The organism is Nocardia sp. NPDC052566, from assembly GCF_044547285.1.
Lineage (GTDB): Bacteria > Actinomycetota > Actinomycetes > Mycobacteriales > Mycobacteriaceae > Nocardia.
Map to the genome: position 1 here is coordinate 241,324 of NZ_JBIUAF010000007.1, position 14,833 is coordinate 256,156.

Sequence of the window (14,833 nt, forward strand, 5' to 3'; positions counted from 1 at the left end):
GAACGGTTTCGGCCGCCGTGCCGCCGGGTGAGCGAGGGGAGGGTGTGCCACCGGGGTACTGGGCGGGAATTCACCCGTGGGTATGAGGACGATGCGACTGTGCGGTTTCTACTGTCGAAGCATGAAGCTGATCAGGCGTGCCCGAAACCAGGGAGACGAGCAGGACAGGCATGCCTCCACCGAGGTGGGAGTTCGGCCCGCGGACATCGAGCAGGCCGAACAGGCGCTGAGCACGGCGAAACCACTGCGCGGGCGGGCCAAGCGCAAGGCGCACAAGCAGCAGGAACAGGCGCGCAAAGCGCTCGATAAGCGGCTGAAGCAGGCGCGGTCGGCGTCGGGCAGGCAGATGAAGCAGGCCAGGGCCGCCGCCGCGAAGTCGGTCGAGCAGGTGCGACAGGCCGCGAGCGCGCCGGGATCGGCGGGCGAGGAGACTGGGCGGGTGACCGAACAGCAGCGCAGGCCCTGGCTTCTGAAGCGGCTCGACCCGCGCCTCACGGTCGATGTGCTCACCGTGCTGCTCGCGATCGTGTTCTTCGCCGTCGCCTGGCCGACGCTGCATCTCACCCACGCGGTGCCCGCGGCGGTGCAGCCGCTGTTCGCCGCGCTCGCCGCCTTCCCGGTGCTGCTGCTGCGGATCAATCCGGCACTGGGCTGGGCCATTTCGGCGGGTTCGGCGCTGCTCATCGCGCTCGCGATCCCGCATCAGCCGGGCAACGACATGCCCTTCCAGGTCGTGCAGGTCGTCTGCCTGAACTTCCTGCTGTTCGGGGTGGCCATGCGCGCGACACCGCAGATCGTCGGGCTCGTCTGGGCCGCGACCTCGCTGCTGTTCGCGACGACGATGGCGGGCGGCGATCTCGCGGGCTCGTCGTGGACGTGGCCGATCTCGCTGGCGGCGGTCGTGCTGCTCGCGCTGCTTGTGCGCTGGCTGGTGCAGTCGCGCCAGCAGTTGCTGCGCAAGGAGGAGGAGAACGAGGTCGAGCGCGCCCGCCGCGCCATCCTGGAAGAGAAGGCGCGCATCGCCCGTGACCTGCACGATGTGGTGGCGCACCACATGTCGCTCGTCGTGGTGCAGGCACAGACGGCGCCGTACCGCGTCGAGGGCGTAACCCCGGAGGCCCGAGCGGAATTCGAGTCGATCGGCGCGACCGCCCGCGAGGCGTTGAACGAAATCCGCGGCATGCTCGGCGTTTTGCGCAGCGACGGCCAAATGCCGGAAACCACACCGCAACCCAAGGCCGCCGACGTGCTGAGCCTGTTCGACGGCGCCCGCCGCGCCGGTGTCGACATCACCTGGACGGTGGACGGCGAGCTGGCCGTCGTACCGGATACCACCGGTCTTGCCCTGTTCCGCATCGTCCAGGAGTCGCTGTCCAACGCGTCCCGCCATGCGCCGGGCGCGCCCGTCCAGGTGCGCATCGTCATCGGACTGGAGGTACACCTGACGGTCGCCAACGGCCCCGGCGCCACCGCGGCCCGCCCGGTCGGCAACGGCGGTCACGGCATCGCGGGCATGCGTGCCAGGGCGCTCGCGGTCGGCGGTCAGATCACCGCGGACCCGCGCCAGGACGGCGGATTCCAGGTTGTCGCCCGGCTGCCGCTGAGCTCGGTCACCGGCGAGACCTTCGCCACCGACGCCGCGCCGGGGCCCGCCGTCGCGTCGTCGTGAGCGGGCGCGGCGAGCGAACCATCGACTCGGCGTCGACACGGTCACCCTGACTTGCTTGCGCGCCAACATCTAAGCTCACACGGTGGCTATAACGGTGTTGATCGCCGATGATCAGGCGATGGTGCGGCAGGGGTTCGGTGCCCTGCTCGCCGCGCAGTCCGATATCAGCGTGGTCGGCGACGCACCCGACGGGAAGATCGCGGTGGCCGAGGCCAAGCGGTTGCGGCCCGATGTGGTGCTGATGGATGTGCGCATGCCGGAGATGAACGGGCTCGACGCGGCGCGGGCGATCCTGGCGGCCGGTTTCGATCCGCCGGTGCGGGTATTGATGCTCACCACCTTCGACATCGACGACTACGTGTACGAGGCGCTCAGCATCGGCGCGAGCGGATTCCTGCTCAAGGACGCGCCCGCGGAGGAATTGGTGCGCGCGGTGCGTGTGGTCGCCGACGGACAGGCGCTGCTCGCGCCGACGGTCACCCGCAGGCTCATCGCCGATGTCACCAGCCGCCGCAGCGCCGCCAGGGTCAAGCCGGCCCCGGCGCTGGCGTCGCTGACCCCGCGTGAGCGCGAGGTGCTCGAGCTGATCGCCAAGGGCATGTCCAACACCGAGATCGCGGAGACGCTGTTCGTCGCCGAGCAGACCGTGAAAACCCATGTGTCCAAGGTGTTCTCGAAGCTGAACCTGCGCGACCGGGCACAGGCGGTGGTGCTCGCCTACGAATCCGGGTTGGTCACGCCCGGCTGATCGATAGGGCGCCGATCAGTGCGGGCAGCCGCCGCCGCGCAGCTCGGGCAGGTGCATCGACAGCAGCGCGCCGAGCCGGGTGAGGATGGCGGTGGCGTCCTCGTACTCGCCCGAATCCGCCACGGCGGCAAGGGCTACCGCGACCTGGCCGGACGGGGTCGGCACCAGGCCGAACTGACGCACGGTGTAGATGCCGGTCTCGTCGTCGGGACCCCAGCCGCCCTTGAAGGCGGACCCGCTGATCACCCCGAGGCCCCAGGCCTGGGTCGGCGTGATCTCGCCCATCAGTTGCGTCACCCGCTCCGACTGCGGCAGGCACGGCAGCCGCGAGGCGAAGCGGACCTGGTTGGCCAGCGTCCATTCGGTCTCGCCGAACGCGGTGTAGTCCAGGTGGGTGCGCGGACCGGCGAGCCCGATGGTGGCATCGCCCGCCTCGTCGAGCACGTCCTGCACGGCGCGCGCCGCCTCCAGCCCGTCGCCGAGCGACTCCCAGAGCGCCTCGGCCGCATCGTTATCCGAGACGGTGATCGCGGCCTCGGCCTCCTCGGCGACGGATTCGCCGGGATCGTGGCGCAGCGCGGCCATGGCGAGTGGCACCTTGATGGTCGACCAGGCGATGCCGCTGGTCCAGTCGCCGAAGATGGTCATCCGGCCGCCGCCGACCGGCATGATCGCCATCCCGACCTGTCCGCGCAGTGTCGGCTGCAGCTGGATGAAATCGGCGGCGAGCGAATCGGGCAGCGCCACCGACAGGCCGGGGCGCCAGTGCGCCGACGAGTCGATCGTCGGTGGCGGCGGTGCGGTCGGTTTCGGGCTTCCGGGTAACAAGCTGCACGAGGTCAGCGCGACGAGGGCGGCGAGCACGGCGCCACGCCGCAGCGAGCGCCCCGCAGAACCTGTTTCCGTAGAACCCACCACCGCGTCCTCCCCACCACCACTGCGGCTACCCGCAGTTCGTCGGCGGTGCAAAACTAACCCATGGCGCCGCCGGATCGGTGATCCGGCGTCGGGACATCGTCGCCGCGTTGCCGCGACAGCAACGCCTGCGATGATGACTTGTACACAGTTTCGCCGATTTTCGCGGAGAATTCGAAACAGCGTGGCCAGCAGGTCACCTGGCCGGGCGCGGGAGCGGTGAACGGACCGTGTTGGATAGGCTCCAGAAGCCGTAGCGACTGCTCGCAGGTCGCTCGACATGGTCAGCTAGTGCGCGTCGAGGCGGTCACGGGTCGGACCGCCGCAGGTCACCGGAAGGGGGGCGTTGTGCTGAACAGTGGTGATGTTTTCGCCGGATTCGCCATCGAGCGCATGCTCGGGCAGGGCGGGATGGGGTCGGTTTACCTGGCCAGGCATCCGCGGCTGCCGCGGCAGACCGCGCTCAAGCTGTTGAACCGTGAGCTGTTCGCCGATGCCGAGGTGCGGGCCAGATTCGAGCGCGAGGCCGATCTGGCGGCACAGCTGGACCACCCGAACATCGTCGCGGTGTACGACCGTGGCACCGAGGACGAGCAGCTGTGGATCAGCATGCAGTACGTCGACGGTATCGACGCGGCGACGGTGAATCCGCAGAACCTGCCGCCGGAGCGGGCGGTGCAGATCATCGAAGGCGTTGCCGCTGCGCTGGATTACGCGCACGGCATGGGCGTGCTGCACCGGGACGTCAAGCCGGCCAACATCATGCTCGCGCGCTCGGGCGGCGGCAAGAGCGAGCGGGTCTTCCTCACCGATTTCGGCATCGCGCGGCTGCGTGAGGATTCCACGCACCTGACGCAGACCGGCATGTTCACCGCGACGCTGGCCTACGCGTCGCCGGAGCAGATGACCGGCGCGCACGTCGACCACGGTTCGGACCAGTACTCGCTGGCGTGCTCGCTGTATTGGCTGCTCACCGGCTCCGGCCCGTTCGACGCGCCCAATCCTGCCGACATCATCCGCGGGCATCTGCAGCTGGCGCCGCCGCCGGTGGGCAGCAAGCGGCACGGGCTGAATCCGGCGCTGGACCTGGTGCTCGCCAGGGCGATGGCCAAGCGGCCCGTCGATCGGTTCGCGTCCTGTTCCGAATTCGCCGCCGCGGCGCGGCAGGCACTCACCGCGACCGTCGTCGCGAATCCCGCTATGCCGCAACCGGTCGCCTATTCCGCCGCCGTGTCCGCCCAGCCCGCGCCGCCGGTCCCGACGCCGGGACCCGTTCCGGTGCAGGGCTATTCGGCGCCGCAGTTCGGCCCGCAGGATGCGGTGCCCGGGTATGCGGCGCCCGCGCCCGCGTACGGCGCCGTGGATCAAGCAGCGGGGCAAGGATATTCGCCACCGCCGCCCGCCTATGCGCAACCCGCCGCGCCGTTCGCTCCGCAACCCGCCGCCGGTCAGCAGTTCCCGCCGCCGCCGAACTTCCCGACGGCCACGCCGTACGGCACACCGCCGCCGCGCAGGCAGGGCTCGAATACCGGTCTGATCGTGGGGATCTGCGCGGCGGTGCTGGTGGTGATCGTTGTCGCGGTGGTCATCATCGCGAACGTGAGCGGTTCGGAATCCCCGGCGACGACCGCGTCGAGCACGTCCTCGGGCAAGTCGTCGGGCGCGCCCGCCGCCGCGGGCTCGCCCACCGAACCGCAGGCGCTCGGCAAGGCGTTCCCGCAGGTGGTGCCGCAGGTGGAGATCAAGTACAACTCCGGCTACGGCGACGGCTACCACAACAAGAAGTGCTTCTTCAGCACCAACAAGGGTGGCGACAAACTGTCCGGCAGTAGCGATGTGCCCGACTTCAAGAACTGGGCAAGCGGCTGGAACTGCTGGGGTACGCCGACCAGCGAGCCCGACTTTCTCGCGATCGCCTTCAAGTCACCCGCCGACGCGCAGGCCGCGGTGCGCTCGTTGCCCGCGAACACCAAGACCACCGAGACCAAGGGCGGCAAGTCGGTGAGCGCCTACCGCTGGCAGGACACGTCGAACGCCACCTTCCCGGAGGCGTTCTACGTGGTCAGCTTCGAGAACGATCCGGCGAAGTCGAGCTTCCTGTTCTTCGCGCACGTCACGCTCACCGACAAGCTGACCACCTCGACCCTCGGCTTGTCGTCGGCGCAGTGGCGTACCTGGTGCGCCGACGTGCCGCTGTAGCGGTCTCAGTCGACCGCGAGCGCCTCCACGATCGGCATCCGCGCCGCCCGCAGCGCGGGTGGAATGGATCCGAGCAGCGCGAGGCCGAGCGCGATGACGGCGTAGGCGAGTATCAGCGGGCTGGGCTGGTAGACGATGTCGATGGTCATGGCGTGCCCGATGGCGACGGTAGCCAGGTACTGCACGCCGATACCGACCACGAGACCGATGGCGCCGCCGAGCAATCCGATGCCCGCCGCCTCGGCGAGCACCGAGCGCAGCAGGAATTTGCGGCTGGTGCCCATGGCCCGCAGCACACCCAGTTCCCTGCGGCGTTCCAGCACCGACAGCATCAGCGTGTTGAGCAGCGCGACGGTGGAGACCAGCACCACGATCCAGAGGATGCCCGCGCTGAGCGCCGCGCCCTGCCGCACACCGGAGGAGACCGCGACGACGGCGTCACTGCCGGTGGTCACGTACATCTCCTTCGGCACCGTCTGCCGTACCGCGGCGAGCACCGCGGCACGGTCCGCGCCCGGTGTCACGTTGACATTGACGATCGTCTCGCCCGGCCGGTCGTACCACTGCCGCATCAGGTTCAGATCCATGATCACCACGCCCGCGACGACCGAGAAGTACGGAATCACCTGCAGCACTTCGGCACGGTGCTCGCCGGTCGGCGTCGGCAGCGTGACCTGGTCGCCCGCGACGACGTTCAGCGATCGCGCGACATCGCGGGAGATGACGACGCCCTCACCCGCGGAGAGCCTGTTCAGGATCGGTTTGGCGACCGCGGCGGTGAAGCTGCCGGTGGTCCGCGGCGAGAACCCTTGCAGCATCACCCTTCCCGTGCCGAGGGTGGCGAAGGCCATCTGCGCGGGCACCACCTCGCCCACTCCGGGCACCGCCTTGATCTGGTCGACCAATCCGGTCGGCAGCAGCGGGCCGGTGGGGAAGGTTTCCATCGGGGTCGGGCTGACGTAGATATCGGTCTTGGCCAGATCGGTGAATGTCGCGGTGGCCGAATCGACCATATTGCGCGACGCGCCGCCCATGGCGACGGTGGCGGCGACGCCGATCATCACGGTCATCGCGGTCGCCCAGACGCGGCGCGGCGCGCGTTCCAGCGTGGTCGCGCCGAGTGCCCCTGGGGCGCTGAACAATCGGGCCACCGCCGCGGTGCCGCGGACGATCGGTCCGGTGGCGGCGAAGCAGAGCACGATGCCCGCGGTGATCGACAGCGAGATGGCGGCCAGCGAGAGGCGGCCGAGGTCGACCTTCGCGATGACGATCGCGGCGCCGATCATGCCGATGCCGAGAACGACCGAGCCCCAGCGCAACAGCGGGCTCACCGTATCCGAGGTGCCGACGCCGACCGGGACGAGCGCCTCGATCGGCTCGACCTTGTACACCTGCCTGGCGGCGATGGCCGCCGCGCCGACACTGGCCACCACGCAGGCCGCGATCGCGAGTGGGATCGCGTAGCCGGGCACCGAATACTCGGTGCGCGCCTCGACCGATTGCACGATCGCGGCGGGCAGCGTGCCGATCGTGATGCGGCCCATGAAGATTCCGGCCACCGCGCCGACCGCGCCGCCGAGCACGCCGAGCAGCGCGGCCTCGATCAGCAGATCGCGCACCATGGGGCCGCGCTTGCCGCCGATGGCGCGCAGGAGCGACAGCGTCGGCCTGCGTTGTGCCACGGCCATACTCATCGCGTTGTAGATCAGGAAGCCCGACACGATCAATGCCGCGAACGACGACATCAGCGTGGAATACCGGATGAGCTGAATCGCGCCGCTCGCCTGCGCGGTGCGCAGACCGGGATCGGCGACCACCGCGCGCCCGTCGACCACCCTGGTCAGCTCCGCGCGCAGTGTCTCGATATCCGTTCCCGCCGTGGGGATGATCTGCAGCGAATCCAATCGGCCCGCGCGATTCGTCAGCGCCTGCGCCCGCCCGAGCGTGGTCGCGACGATATGCCCGCCGTTGAGCTGCTTGGAGGTCGCGCCGTCCAGTACGCCGATGACGGTGACGGTGTGGTTGCCGAGCTGGAATTGCTCACCCTCGGCCCTCCCCATCGCCGCGCCGACGAGGACGCTGTCTGGTGTGGTGAACAGCTTCAGGCCGAATGTGCCCATCGGCCCGGTCAATTCGCTGCCGAGCGCGGCGATGCTCTGATCCGCGCCGATCAGCAGCGCCCGGTCCGCGCCGCCGCCGAGCGAGGCGCGCAGCATCGGCACCGCCTTGTCCACCCCGGGGGTGGCCGCGATCCGTTGCTGCAGTTGCTGATCGAAGCCGGCGTCGGTCACGCCGGTGATCTCCAGCGCCGCGTTGCCGCCGAGGCTCTGGGTCAGCTTGTCCACCGATCCGGTGACCGAGCCGGAGATGCTCAGCACCGCGACGAGCAAGCCCGCGGAAACCCCCATCACGACGAGCGAGAGCAGGGTCCGGCCGCGGTGGGCGAGTAGTTCGCCGATGTTGAACAGCCGCAGGCGATCCCAGCCTGCCTGGATCATGCGCTGACCGTCCGCTCGGCGCCGATGGTCCGCTCGACCTTGTCGTTGGCGCCGATTCGCCCGTCACGCAGCGTGACCACCCGGTCGCAGTATTCGATCGCGCCCATGTCGTGGGTCACCATCACCACCGAATTGCCGTTGCCCGCGATCTCACCCAGCAGTTCCAGGATGGCGGCGCCGGTCTTGGAGTCCAGGTTGCCGGTCGGTTCGTCGGCCAGGATCAGCGGTGGATCCATGATCAGCGCGCGCGCCACGGCCACCCGCTGCATCTGCCCGCCGGACAGCTCCGAGGGCCGGTGCTCGGCGCGATCGCCGAGCCCGACCAGGTCGAGCAGTTCCAGCGCACGCGGCTTGGCCTTGCGTAATCCGGTGCCGTCGAGCAACTTCGGAATCGCTACGTTCTCCCACGCGGACAGCGTGGGCAGCAGGTTGAAGAACTGGAACACGAAACCGACGTGGTGGCGGCGGAATTCGGACTGCCGCTCCTCGTCGAGTGCGCCGATCTCCTCGCCCCTGAACCTGATCGAACCGGAATCCGGGCTGTCGAGCGCGCCGAGCAGATGCAGCAGCGTGCTCTTGCCGGAGCCGGAAGGTCCGATGATCGAGGTGAATTCGCCCGATTCGATGCGCAGGTCGATGGTGTCCAGTGCGCGTACGGTCTGCCCCCCGACGCGATATTCCTTGACGATCTCCGAAAGTTCCAGCATGGCCGGTTCCAACATGGCGTTCTCCCTTGTCGCCCAGTGCCTCAGCGTGCCATCGCCTCGGACTGGGATTGTCGGCGACGATACTGGGCGTCGAGTACGGCGCGCAGCACAGGCTGTTCGGCGGCGAGTTCGAGATACGCCTCCATCGCCGTCTGGCCCTGCTGCTGTGCCTGGTCCATTTTCGCGTCGAAGTGGTTGTTCCACCGGTAGCGCAATGCGAGCAGTACACCGTCGGCGCCACCGAACAGCCGTTCCAGTTCCGGGATATCCGAGAACAGGTCGGGACGGTCCGGATCGGCCGCCGCGCGGGTGAGCACGGTGTGCACGATGCGGGTTCTTGTGTGTTGATCTTCCCAGGACATGGCCTTCGCCTTCCGTTGATTCGGTGACGACGCTACGGACGCCGTACGGCGGTGTCTTCGTGCCGTGGACTCGAATCGGCCTCCTACCGTGGTAGGAGGCGGCGCCCTTTTCCGGCACGATGCGCGCGCCGGGACAGGCCGGATAACCTGGGACGATGGATGTGATCCACACCACGGGATCGTCGGTGGGCGCTCGCCCGGCGGCTGTGCCTTTTCGCGAGATCGGGAGCATCCGGGACCGGTTGCGGGTGTTGCTGCGCCATCCGGTACGGGTCTATCGCCGCATCCTGGAAGAACTGCCGTACGACTATCCGCCCGCCATCATCGTCATCGCCGATGTCGCCAACCTGATCATCGGACTGGCCGCCATCGGGCAGCGGCACAGCTACTTCCCGAGCGCGCTGCCACTGTTGGCGCTCGTGCTGCTGTACCCGTCGGTGCCGCTGTTCTGCTTCGCCCGGGTGGTGCCGCATCCGCTGATGCTCGGTGTCGGCGGTCTGGCCGCGGTCGCGGTGTTCCTGCTGCAGCCCGCCTCCTCGGATTTCGCGCCGTACCTGCTGGTCGTCGCGGCGGGTGAGGTCGCGGCCATTGCCAGGAAGCGGGTGAGCGCGGCCTACGCCGCGGTCGCGATCCTGGAGCTGCTCGCCTTCGATCTGAACGGTCACCTGCTGTGGAATTCCCCCGGCACGCGCTTCCAGGGCTTGCCGATATACGTCGTCTGCGTGACGCTCGGCTGGATGGTCGGAGTGATGTTGCAATATCAGCGCAAATATCTGTATCAGGAGCGTGAGTATCAGGAGGTGCGCGCCGCGCATGCCGCCGACGAGGAGCGCCGCCGCATCGCCCGCGAGGTGCACGACGTCATCGCGCATTCGCTGAGCGTCACGCTGCTGCACCTCACCGCGGCCAGGCACGCATTGCAGACCGACCGCGACGTCGACGAGGCGGTGGACGCGCTGACCGATGCCGAGCGACTCGGCCGCCAGGCGATGGCCGATATCCGGCGCACGGTCGGGCTGCTCGACGCACGCCCGTCGAGCAGCGCACCGGAGCCGGGGCTCGGCGACTTCGACGATCTGGTCGGTGATTTCGTACGCGCGGGCCTGTGTGTGCGCTACGAATGCACGGGCGAGATCAGCACGGTGACCGCCGCGGTCGGGCTCGCGCTGTATCGGATCGGACAGGAGTCGCTGGCCAATGTGGTCAAACACGCGCCGGGTGCGACGGTGACCGTACGGCTCGCGGTGAACGCCGCCGCGGTGGGGCTCGTCGTCGACAACACACTCCCCGCCGGATTGCCGGTGGAATCCGTTGGCGGGATGGGCTTGTCGGGCATGCGCCAGCGTGCCGAGCTGCTCGGCGGCCGGATGTCGGCGGGGCCGTTCGACGACGGCTGGTCGGTGCGTGCGCAGTTCCCGCTCACCCCGTCGCGTGGCGGCCTGGCGTGCCCGGTCTTCCCCGGCCTGCTGCACGGGACCGGCGCATGACCGCCGCGCCGCAGGCGAACGAGGACGCGGTCGCCGTGCTCGTGGTCGACGATCAGGAACTGGTCCGCGGCGGCCTGCGCCGGATCCTGCGGCGGCGTGACGGTTTCGTGGTCACCGAATGCGCCGACGGCGACGAGGTGCCCGCCGCGGTCGCGGCCGACCGCCCCGATGTGGTGCTGATGGATCTGCGGATGAAACGGGTCGGCGGCATCGACGCCACCAAGCGGCTGCGCGGATCGAGCGGCGCGCCACCGGTGCTCGTGCTCACCACCTTCGACGACGACCAGCTGCTCTCCGGTGCGCTGCGCGCAGGCGCGGCCGGGTTCATCCTCAAGGATTCGCCCGCCGAGGACCTCATCCGCGCGGTGCGCACGGTGGCCACCGGCGGCGCCTGGCTCGACCCGTCGGTCACCGGGCGGGTGCTGTCCGCCTATCGCACCGTGCGCCCGGTGCCGCCGCGCCGCGACGCGCGTCTCGGTGAGCTGACCGCGCGCGAATACGAGGTGCTCGAACTGATCGGGCGCGGCCGGGTGAACGCGGAAATCGCGCGGGAATTAGGCATCTCGGAAGTCACCGTGAAAAGCCATGTCGGACACATATTCGGCAAGCTCGACCTGCGAGATCGGGCCGCCGCGATCGTGTTTGCGTTTGACCACGGGGTGGTCACACCCGGAGAATCCACTCTTTGACGGGCAGGCTCCGATCGCGAACCATGAGATCCAAGGGTGCGTTCGCCGCCCGGGATGTGGAGGAACGACGGGGTGGTGGCACCTGGGCCGAGAACCGGTACACGGTTCGGGCCGTACGAATTGCGGTCGTTGCTGGGCAGAGGGGGAATGGGGGAGGTCTACGAGGCCTACGACACGGTCAAAGACCGGGTCGTCGCGGTCAAGTTGCTCTCCGAGGAACTTGCCAAAGACCCGGTGTACCAGGTGCGTTTCCGCCGCGAGTCGCAGGCGGCGGCCCGGCTCGCCGAACCGCACGTCATCCCGATCCACGACTGGGGCGTGATCGACGGTGTGCTGTTCATCGACATGCGGCTGGTGCCGGGCGTCGATCTACGCACGCTGCTGCGGACTCAGGGGCCGATGACCCCTGGCCGCGCCGTCGGCATCATCGAGCAGATCGCCGCCGCGCTGGACGCCGCGCACGCGGGCGGGCTGGTGCACCGCGATATCAAACCGGCCAACATCCTGGTCACCGACAACGATTTCGCCTACCTGGCCGATTTCGGCATCGCGCACACCGAGGGCGACGCCGCGGTGACCATCGTCGGGATGGCCGTCGGATCCTACATCTACATGGCCCCCGAGCGCTTCGACTCCGGCCAGGTGACCGGGCGCGCCGATATCTACTCACTGGCCTGCGTGCTGCACGAATGCCTCACCGGCGCGGCGCCGTTCCCGGCGGCGAGTATGAATGTGCTGATCAGGTCCCATCTTTCCGATCCGCCGCCGCGACCGAGCGTGCAGCGGCCCGGCGTTCCCGCCGCGCTGGACGAGGTGATTTCGCGCGGGATGGCCAAGGATCCCGCCGACCGGTATCCGACGGCCAGTGGGCTCGCGCAGGCCGCGCGCGCCGTGCTGGCGGGCACCGCTCCGGTGAAGACCGGGCCGACGCTAGTGGTGCGGCCGCCGGATCCGTCGCGGATGCCGGGTGCGGAGCCGACCGTCGCGGCGAGCCTGCTGCCGCCGGAGCACACCGGGGAGATCTCCGCGGTGATCCATCCGAGCGGGCCGACGGTGGTGCGGCCCACCGAAGTTCAGTTCACGCCGCTGCCGCCGGCCACGCGCCCGCAGCCCGCCGCCGCCCCCTTCGGACCGCCCGCGCAGTACGAGCCGACGCCGCCGGTGCGGCCGTTCCCGGACGCGCATCTGTACGAGGAGAGCCCGCCCGACCAAGCGCCGCAGCAGTATCCGCAGCAGCAGTACTACGATCATCAGCCGCCGTCGCAGCAGTTTCCGATCCAGCAGTACTACGACCGGCAGCCCGAGCAGCAGCGAGCCGCTGAGACACAGCAGTATTCGGGTCAGCCGTATGCGGAAGAGCCGTATGCGGAAGAGCCACTCGCGCCGCAGCACCGGCACGCGGAGACGCAGCAGTCGTTCGCGGAGCAGTCGTTCGCGGAGGAGCCATTTGCGCAACGGCACGCGGAGACACAGCAGTACCCGCAGCAGTCGTTCGCGGAAGATCCGTTCGCGCAGCAGCAGCGCCATGCCGAGACGCAGCGGTACTCGGAACAGCCGTATGCGGAACCGGCGGATGACCCGTTCGCGCAGCAGCAGCGCCATGCCGAGACTCGGCAGTACGCGGAGCAGCAGTTTCCCGAGGAGCGGTACGGGGAACCGCAATACCCCGAACAGCGATACGCCGACGAGCCGTATGACCCGTTCGCAGATGATCAGTACGCGCAACGGCGGCACGCGGAGACCCAGCAGTATCAGCCGGGGCAGTCGCCCGAGGAGCAGTACCCCCGGCAGCCGTATCCCGAACAGCCGTACCAGGAACAGCACTACGCGGATCCGCAGTACGACGAGACGCGGCACTACCCGGAACCGCGAGGCTACGACGAGCCCCAGGGCCAGCAGGAGAGTTATCAACCGCCGCAGGCCTATTCGGACCCGGCGTCGGGCACCTGGCAGGCGCCCGCGTACCAGGAGCCGCCGCAGTACGGTCACCCGCAGGCCGCGGGATACCAGGACGCGCGCCCGGCACCCGGCTACGACGACTACGACGATGACGCGGACTACGCCGACGATCCGTACCCGCCGTCCTCCGGTCGCCGATCGATCGTGCTGCCCATCGTGATCGGTGTGCTCGCGGTCGTCGTGCTCGCCGTCGGTGGCGTGGTCGGCTGGCAGGCACTCGGCTCGAAGAACTCCGAGAACACCGCCGCCGAAACCCATCCGGGCAGTGCGTCGAATCCGCCCGTGCAGACCGCGCCGACACCCGGCCGCGCGACGACCCCGCCCCCGACGTCCGGGTCGGCGACCCCGGTCGCCTTGCCGCCGGGCGCCAAGCGCTGCTCCCAAGGCCAGCCGGGCGCGGGCCGATTGACCCAGGCCGCGGCAGGCACCCCCGTGACGAGCTGTGAGTTCGCCGAGGAAGTCCGCCGCGTCTACGCCGAATCAAGTACGGCCACCAATGTCGCGGGCCAGGGCCCGCGTTCGGTGGTCGCGACAAGTCCGGTCACCGGCCGGACCTACACGATGAATTGCACCGCCGACGGCCAACTGGTCACCTGCAGCGGCGGTGAGAACGCGGTGGTTTATGTCTACTGACAGACGTTTCCGTTCGGTGCTGCGCGGCGTCGCGCTGGCCGTGCTGCTCGTATCGACCTCGTGTGCGACCAATACCGCGCGCACCCCGTCCGCCGAGAACGCCATCACCGAGGCCGCGGCCAAGACCGAGCAGCAGGGCCTGTCGATCACCATCCCCGGCACGCTGGCCGCCGGATTCGCCGAACTACAGGCCGGGGTGAAAGGCAAGATCGGCTTGGCGATCATGCCGCTCGGCGGGCAGCAGCCGCTGACCTTCGGCAACTGGAGCACCGGGCCCGCCTGGTCGACGATGAAGATCCCGCTGACCGTCGCCGCGCTGCGCCGCAATCCCGGCACCTCGACCTACGCCGCCTCGGCGGCGATCACCCAGTCCGACAACACCGCCGCCGACACCCTGTGGCAGTCGCTCGGCTCGAGCCAGGAGGCGGCGCAGGCGGTGGAGGCGGTGCTGCGCGAGGGCGGCGACAGCAAGACCACCGTGCCCGCGACCAAGACCAGGCAGGACGCCTCGGCGTTCGGCCAGGCGGACTGGGCGCTCACCGATCAGGTCCGGTTCGCCTCCCGACTACCGTGCCTGCCGCAGACCTCCGCGGTGACCACACTGATGGAACAGGTCGTTCCCGCGCAGCGCTGGGGTCTCGGCGCGTTCGCCGGCGCCGAGTTCAAAGGCGGCTGGGGACCCGATCTCTCGGGCGCGTACCTGGTCAGGCAGTTCGGTGTGATGCCGACCCAGGGCGGCCGGATCGCGGTCGCCTTTGCCGCGCAACCCGATTCGGGAGTATTCGGCGACGGTATGACGTTGCTGGACAGGATGGCCACGCTGATCTCCCAGCACCTGACCGAGATCCCCGGCGGTAACTGCACGGCCTGACCATCGAAACGACTTGACCAGGTAACGGTGACACCCGACAATCCCGATTTATCGGGTGAGTGAGGTTGGCGGGAACGCACGACCGCGTGTTCCCGG

Annotated in this window: 11 protein-coding genes; 7 read left to right on the forward strand and 4 right to left on the reverse strand. The window is 69.2% G+C overall.

From position 1 onward, the window contains the following. Window positions 1-121: 121 nt before the first annotated feature. A complete protein-coding gene (locus tag ACIG5A_RS35765) occupies window positions 122-1,669 on the forward strand; it encodes a histidine kinase (protein ID WP_397248444.1) in 1,548 nt (515 codons plus the stop codon). 82 nt (window positions 1,670-1,751) lie between these two features. After that, the gene (locus tag ACIG5A_RS35770) at window positions 1,752-2,417 is read left to right on the forward strand and encodes a response regulator (protein WP_397248446.1); all 666 of its coding nucleotides are present in this window, start codon (window positions 1,752-1,754) and stop codon (window positions 2,415-2,417) included. 15 nt (window positions 2,418-2,432) lie between these two features. Here ACIG5A_RS35770 and ACIG5A_RS35775 read toward each other — a convergent pair whose 3' ends face one another. Then, entirely contained in the window at window positions 2,433-3,332 is a 900-nt protein-coding gene (locus ACIG5A_RS35775; RefSeq protein WP_397248448.1) for a hypothetical protein, read from the reverse strand. Between the two features lie 348 nt (window positions 3,333-3,680). Between ACIG5A_RS35775 and ACIG5A_RS35780 the strand changes: the two genes are divergently transcribed. Beyond that, window positions 3,681-5,531, forward strand: coding sequence for a serine/threonine-protein kinase (locus tag ACIG5A_RS35780; RefSeq protein ID WP_397248450.1), 1,851 nt, complete (start codon window positions 3,681-3,683; stop codon window positions 5,529-5,531). A 5-nt stretch (window positions 5,532-5,536) separates the two neighbouring features. Here the strand turns inward: ACIG5A_RS35780 and ACIG5A_RS35785 are convergent, their stop codons facing one another. Genes ACIG5A_RS35785 through ACIG5A_RS35795 form a run of 3 tightly spaced genes read right to left on the reverse strand, consistent with a single transcriptional unit; the run spans window position 5,537 to window position 9,098 of the window. Then, complete coding sequence (locus tag ACIG5A_RS35785) at window positions 5,537-8,029, reverse strand: FtsX-like permease family protein (RefSeq protein WP_397248452.1); 2,493 nt, start codon at window positions 8,027-8,029, stop codon at window positions 5,537-5,539. After that, window positions 8,026-8,751 (reverse strand): ABC transporter ATP-binding protein, encoded by a 726-nt coding sequence (locus tag ACIG5A_RS35790; protein WP_397248454.1) that lies wholly within the window; start codon window positions 8,749-8,751, stop codon window positions 8,026-8,028. The genes ACIG5A_RS35785 and ACIG5A_RS35790 overlap by 4 nt, the downstream gene beginning before the upstream one ends. A gap of 26 nt (window positions 8,752-8,777) precedes the next feature. Beyond that, on the reverse strand, window positions 8,778-9,098 hold the full coding sequence (locus ACIG5A_RS35795; RefSeq protein WP_397248456.1) for a hypothetical protein: 321 nt from the start codon (window positions 9,096-9,098) through the stop codon (window positions 8,778-8,780). 155 nt (window positions 9,099-9,253) lie between these two features. On the opposite strand from ACIG5A_RS35795, the gene ACIG5A_RS35800 reads away from it, so the two are divergent. Genes ACIG5A_RS35800 through ACIG5A_RS35815 form a run of 4 tightly spaced genes read left to right on the forward strand, consistent with a single transcriptional unit; the run spans window position 9,254 to window position 14,737 of the window. After that, complete coding sequence (locus tag ACIG5A_RS35800; protein ID WP_397248458.1) at window positions 9,254-10,585, forward strand: sensor histidine kinase; 1,332 nt, start codon at window positions 9,254-9,256, stop codon at window positions 10,583-10,585. Next, complete coding sequence (locus ACIG5A_RS35805; protein ID WP_397248460.1) at window positions 10,582-11,274, forward strand: response regulator; 693 nt, start codon at window positions 10,582-10,584, stop codon at window positions 11,272-11,274. The genes ACIG5A_RS35800 and ACIG5A_RS35805 overlap by 4 nt, the downstream gene beginning before the upstream one ends. Before the next feature lie 54 nt (window positions 11,275-11,328). After that, window positions 11,329-13,866, forward strand: a complete 2,538-nt coding sequence (locus ACIG5A_RS35810; RefSeq protein ID WP_397248462.1) for a protein kinase — start codon at window positions 11,329-11,331, stop codon at window positions 13,864-13,866. After that, a complete protein-coding gene (locus tag ACIG5A_RS35815; protein ID WP_397248464.1) occupies window positions 13,856-14,737 on the forward strand; it encodes a hypothetical protein in 882 nt (293 codons plus the stop codon). The genes ACIG5A_RS35810 and ACIG5A_RS35815 overlap by 11 nt, the downstream gene beginning before the upstream one ends. Window positions 14,738-14,833: the final 96 nt, after the last annotated feature.

What these genes read in the sequence shown, in the direction of transcription:
- ACIG5A_RS35765 (WP_397248444.1), top strand. Translation starts at nt 122, where the DNA reads ATGAAGCTGATCAGGCGTGCCCGAAACCAGGGAGACGAGCAGGACAGG.
- ACIG5A_RS35785 (WP_397248452.1), bottom strand. Translation starts at nt 8,029, where the DNA reads ATGATCCAGGCAGGCTGGGATCGCCTGCGGCTGTTCAACATCGGCGAA.
- ACIG5A_RS35790 (WP_397248454.1), bottom strand. Translation starts at nt 8,751, where the DNA reads ATGTTGGAACCGGCCATGCTGGAACTTTCGGAGATCGTCAAGGAATAT.
- ACIG5A_RS35795 (WP_397248456.1), bottom strand. Translation starts at nt 9,098, where the DNA reads ATGTCCTGGGAAGATCAACACACAAGAACCCGCATCGTGCACACCGTG.
- ACIG5A_RS35800 (WP_397248458.1), top strand. Translation starts at nt 9,254, where the DNA reads ATGGATGTGATCCACACCACGGGATCGTCGGTGGGCGCTCGCCCGGCG.
- ACIG5A_RS35805 (WP_397248460.1), top strand. Translation starts at nt 10,582, where the DNA reads ATGACCGCCGCGCCGCAGGCGAACGAGGACGCGGTCGCCGTGCTCGTG.
- ACIG5A_RS35810 (WP_397248462.1), top strand. Translation starts at nt 11,329, where the DNA reads ATGTGGAGGAACGACGGGGTGGTGGCACCTGGGCCGAGAACCGGTACA.
- ACIG5A_RS35815 (WP_397248464.1), top strand. Translation starts at nt 13,856, where the DNA reads ATGTCTACTGACAGACGTTTCCGTTCGGTGCTGCGCGGCGTCGCGCTG.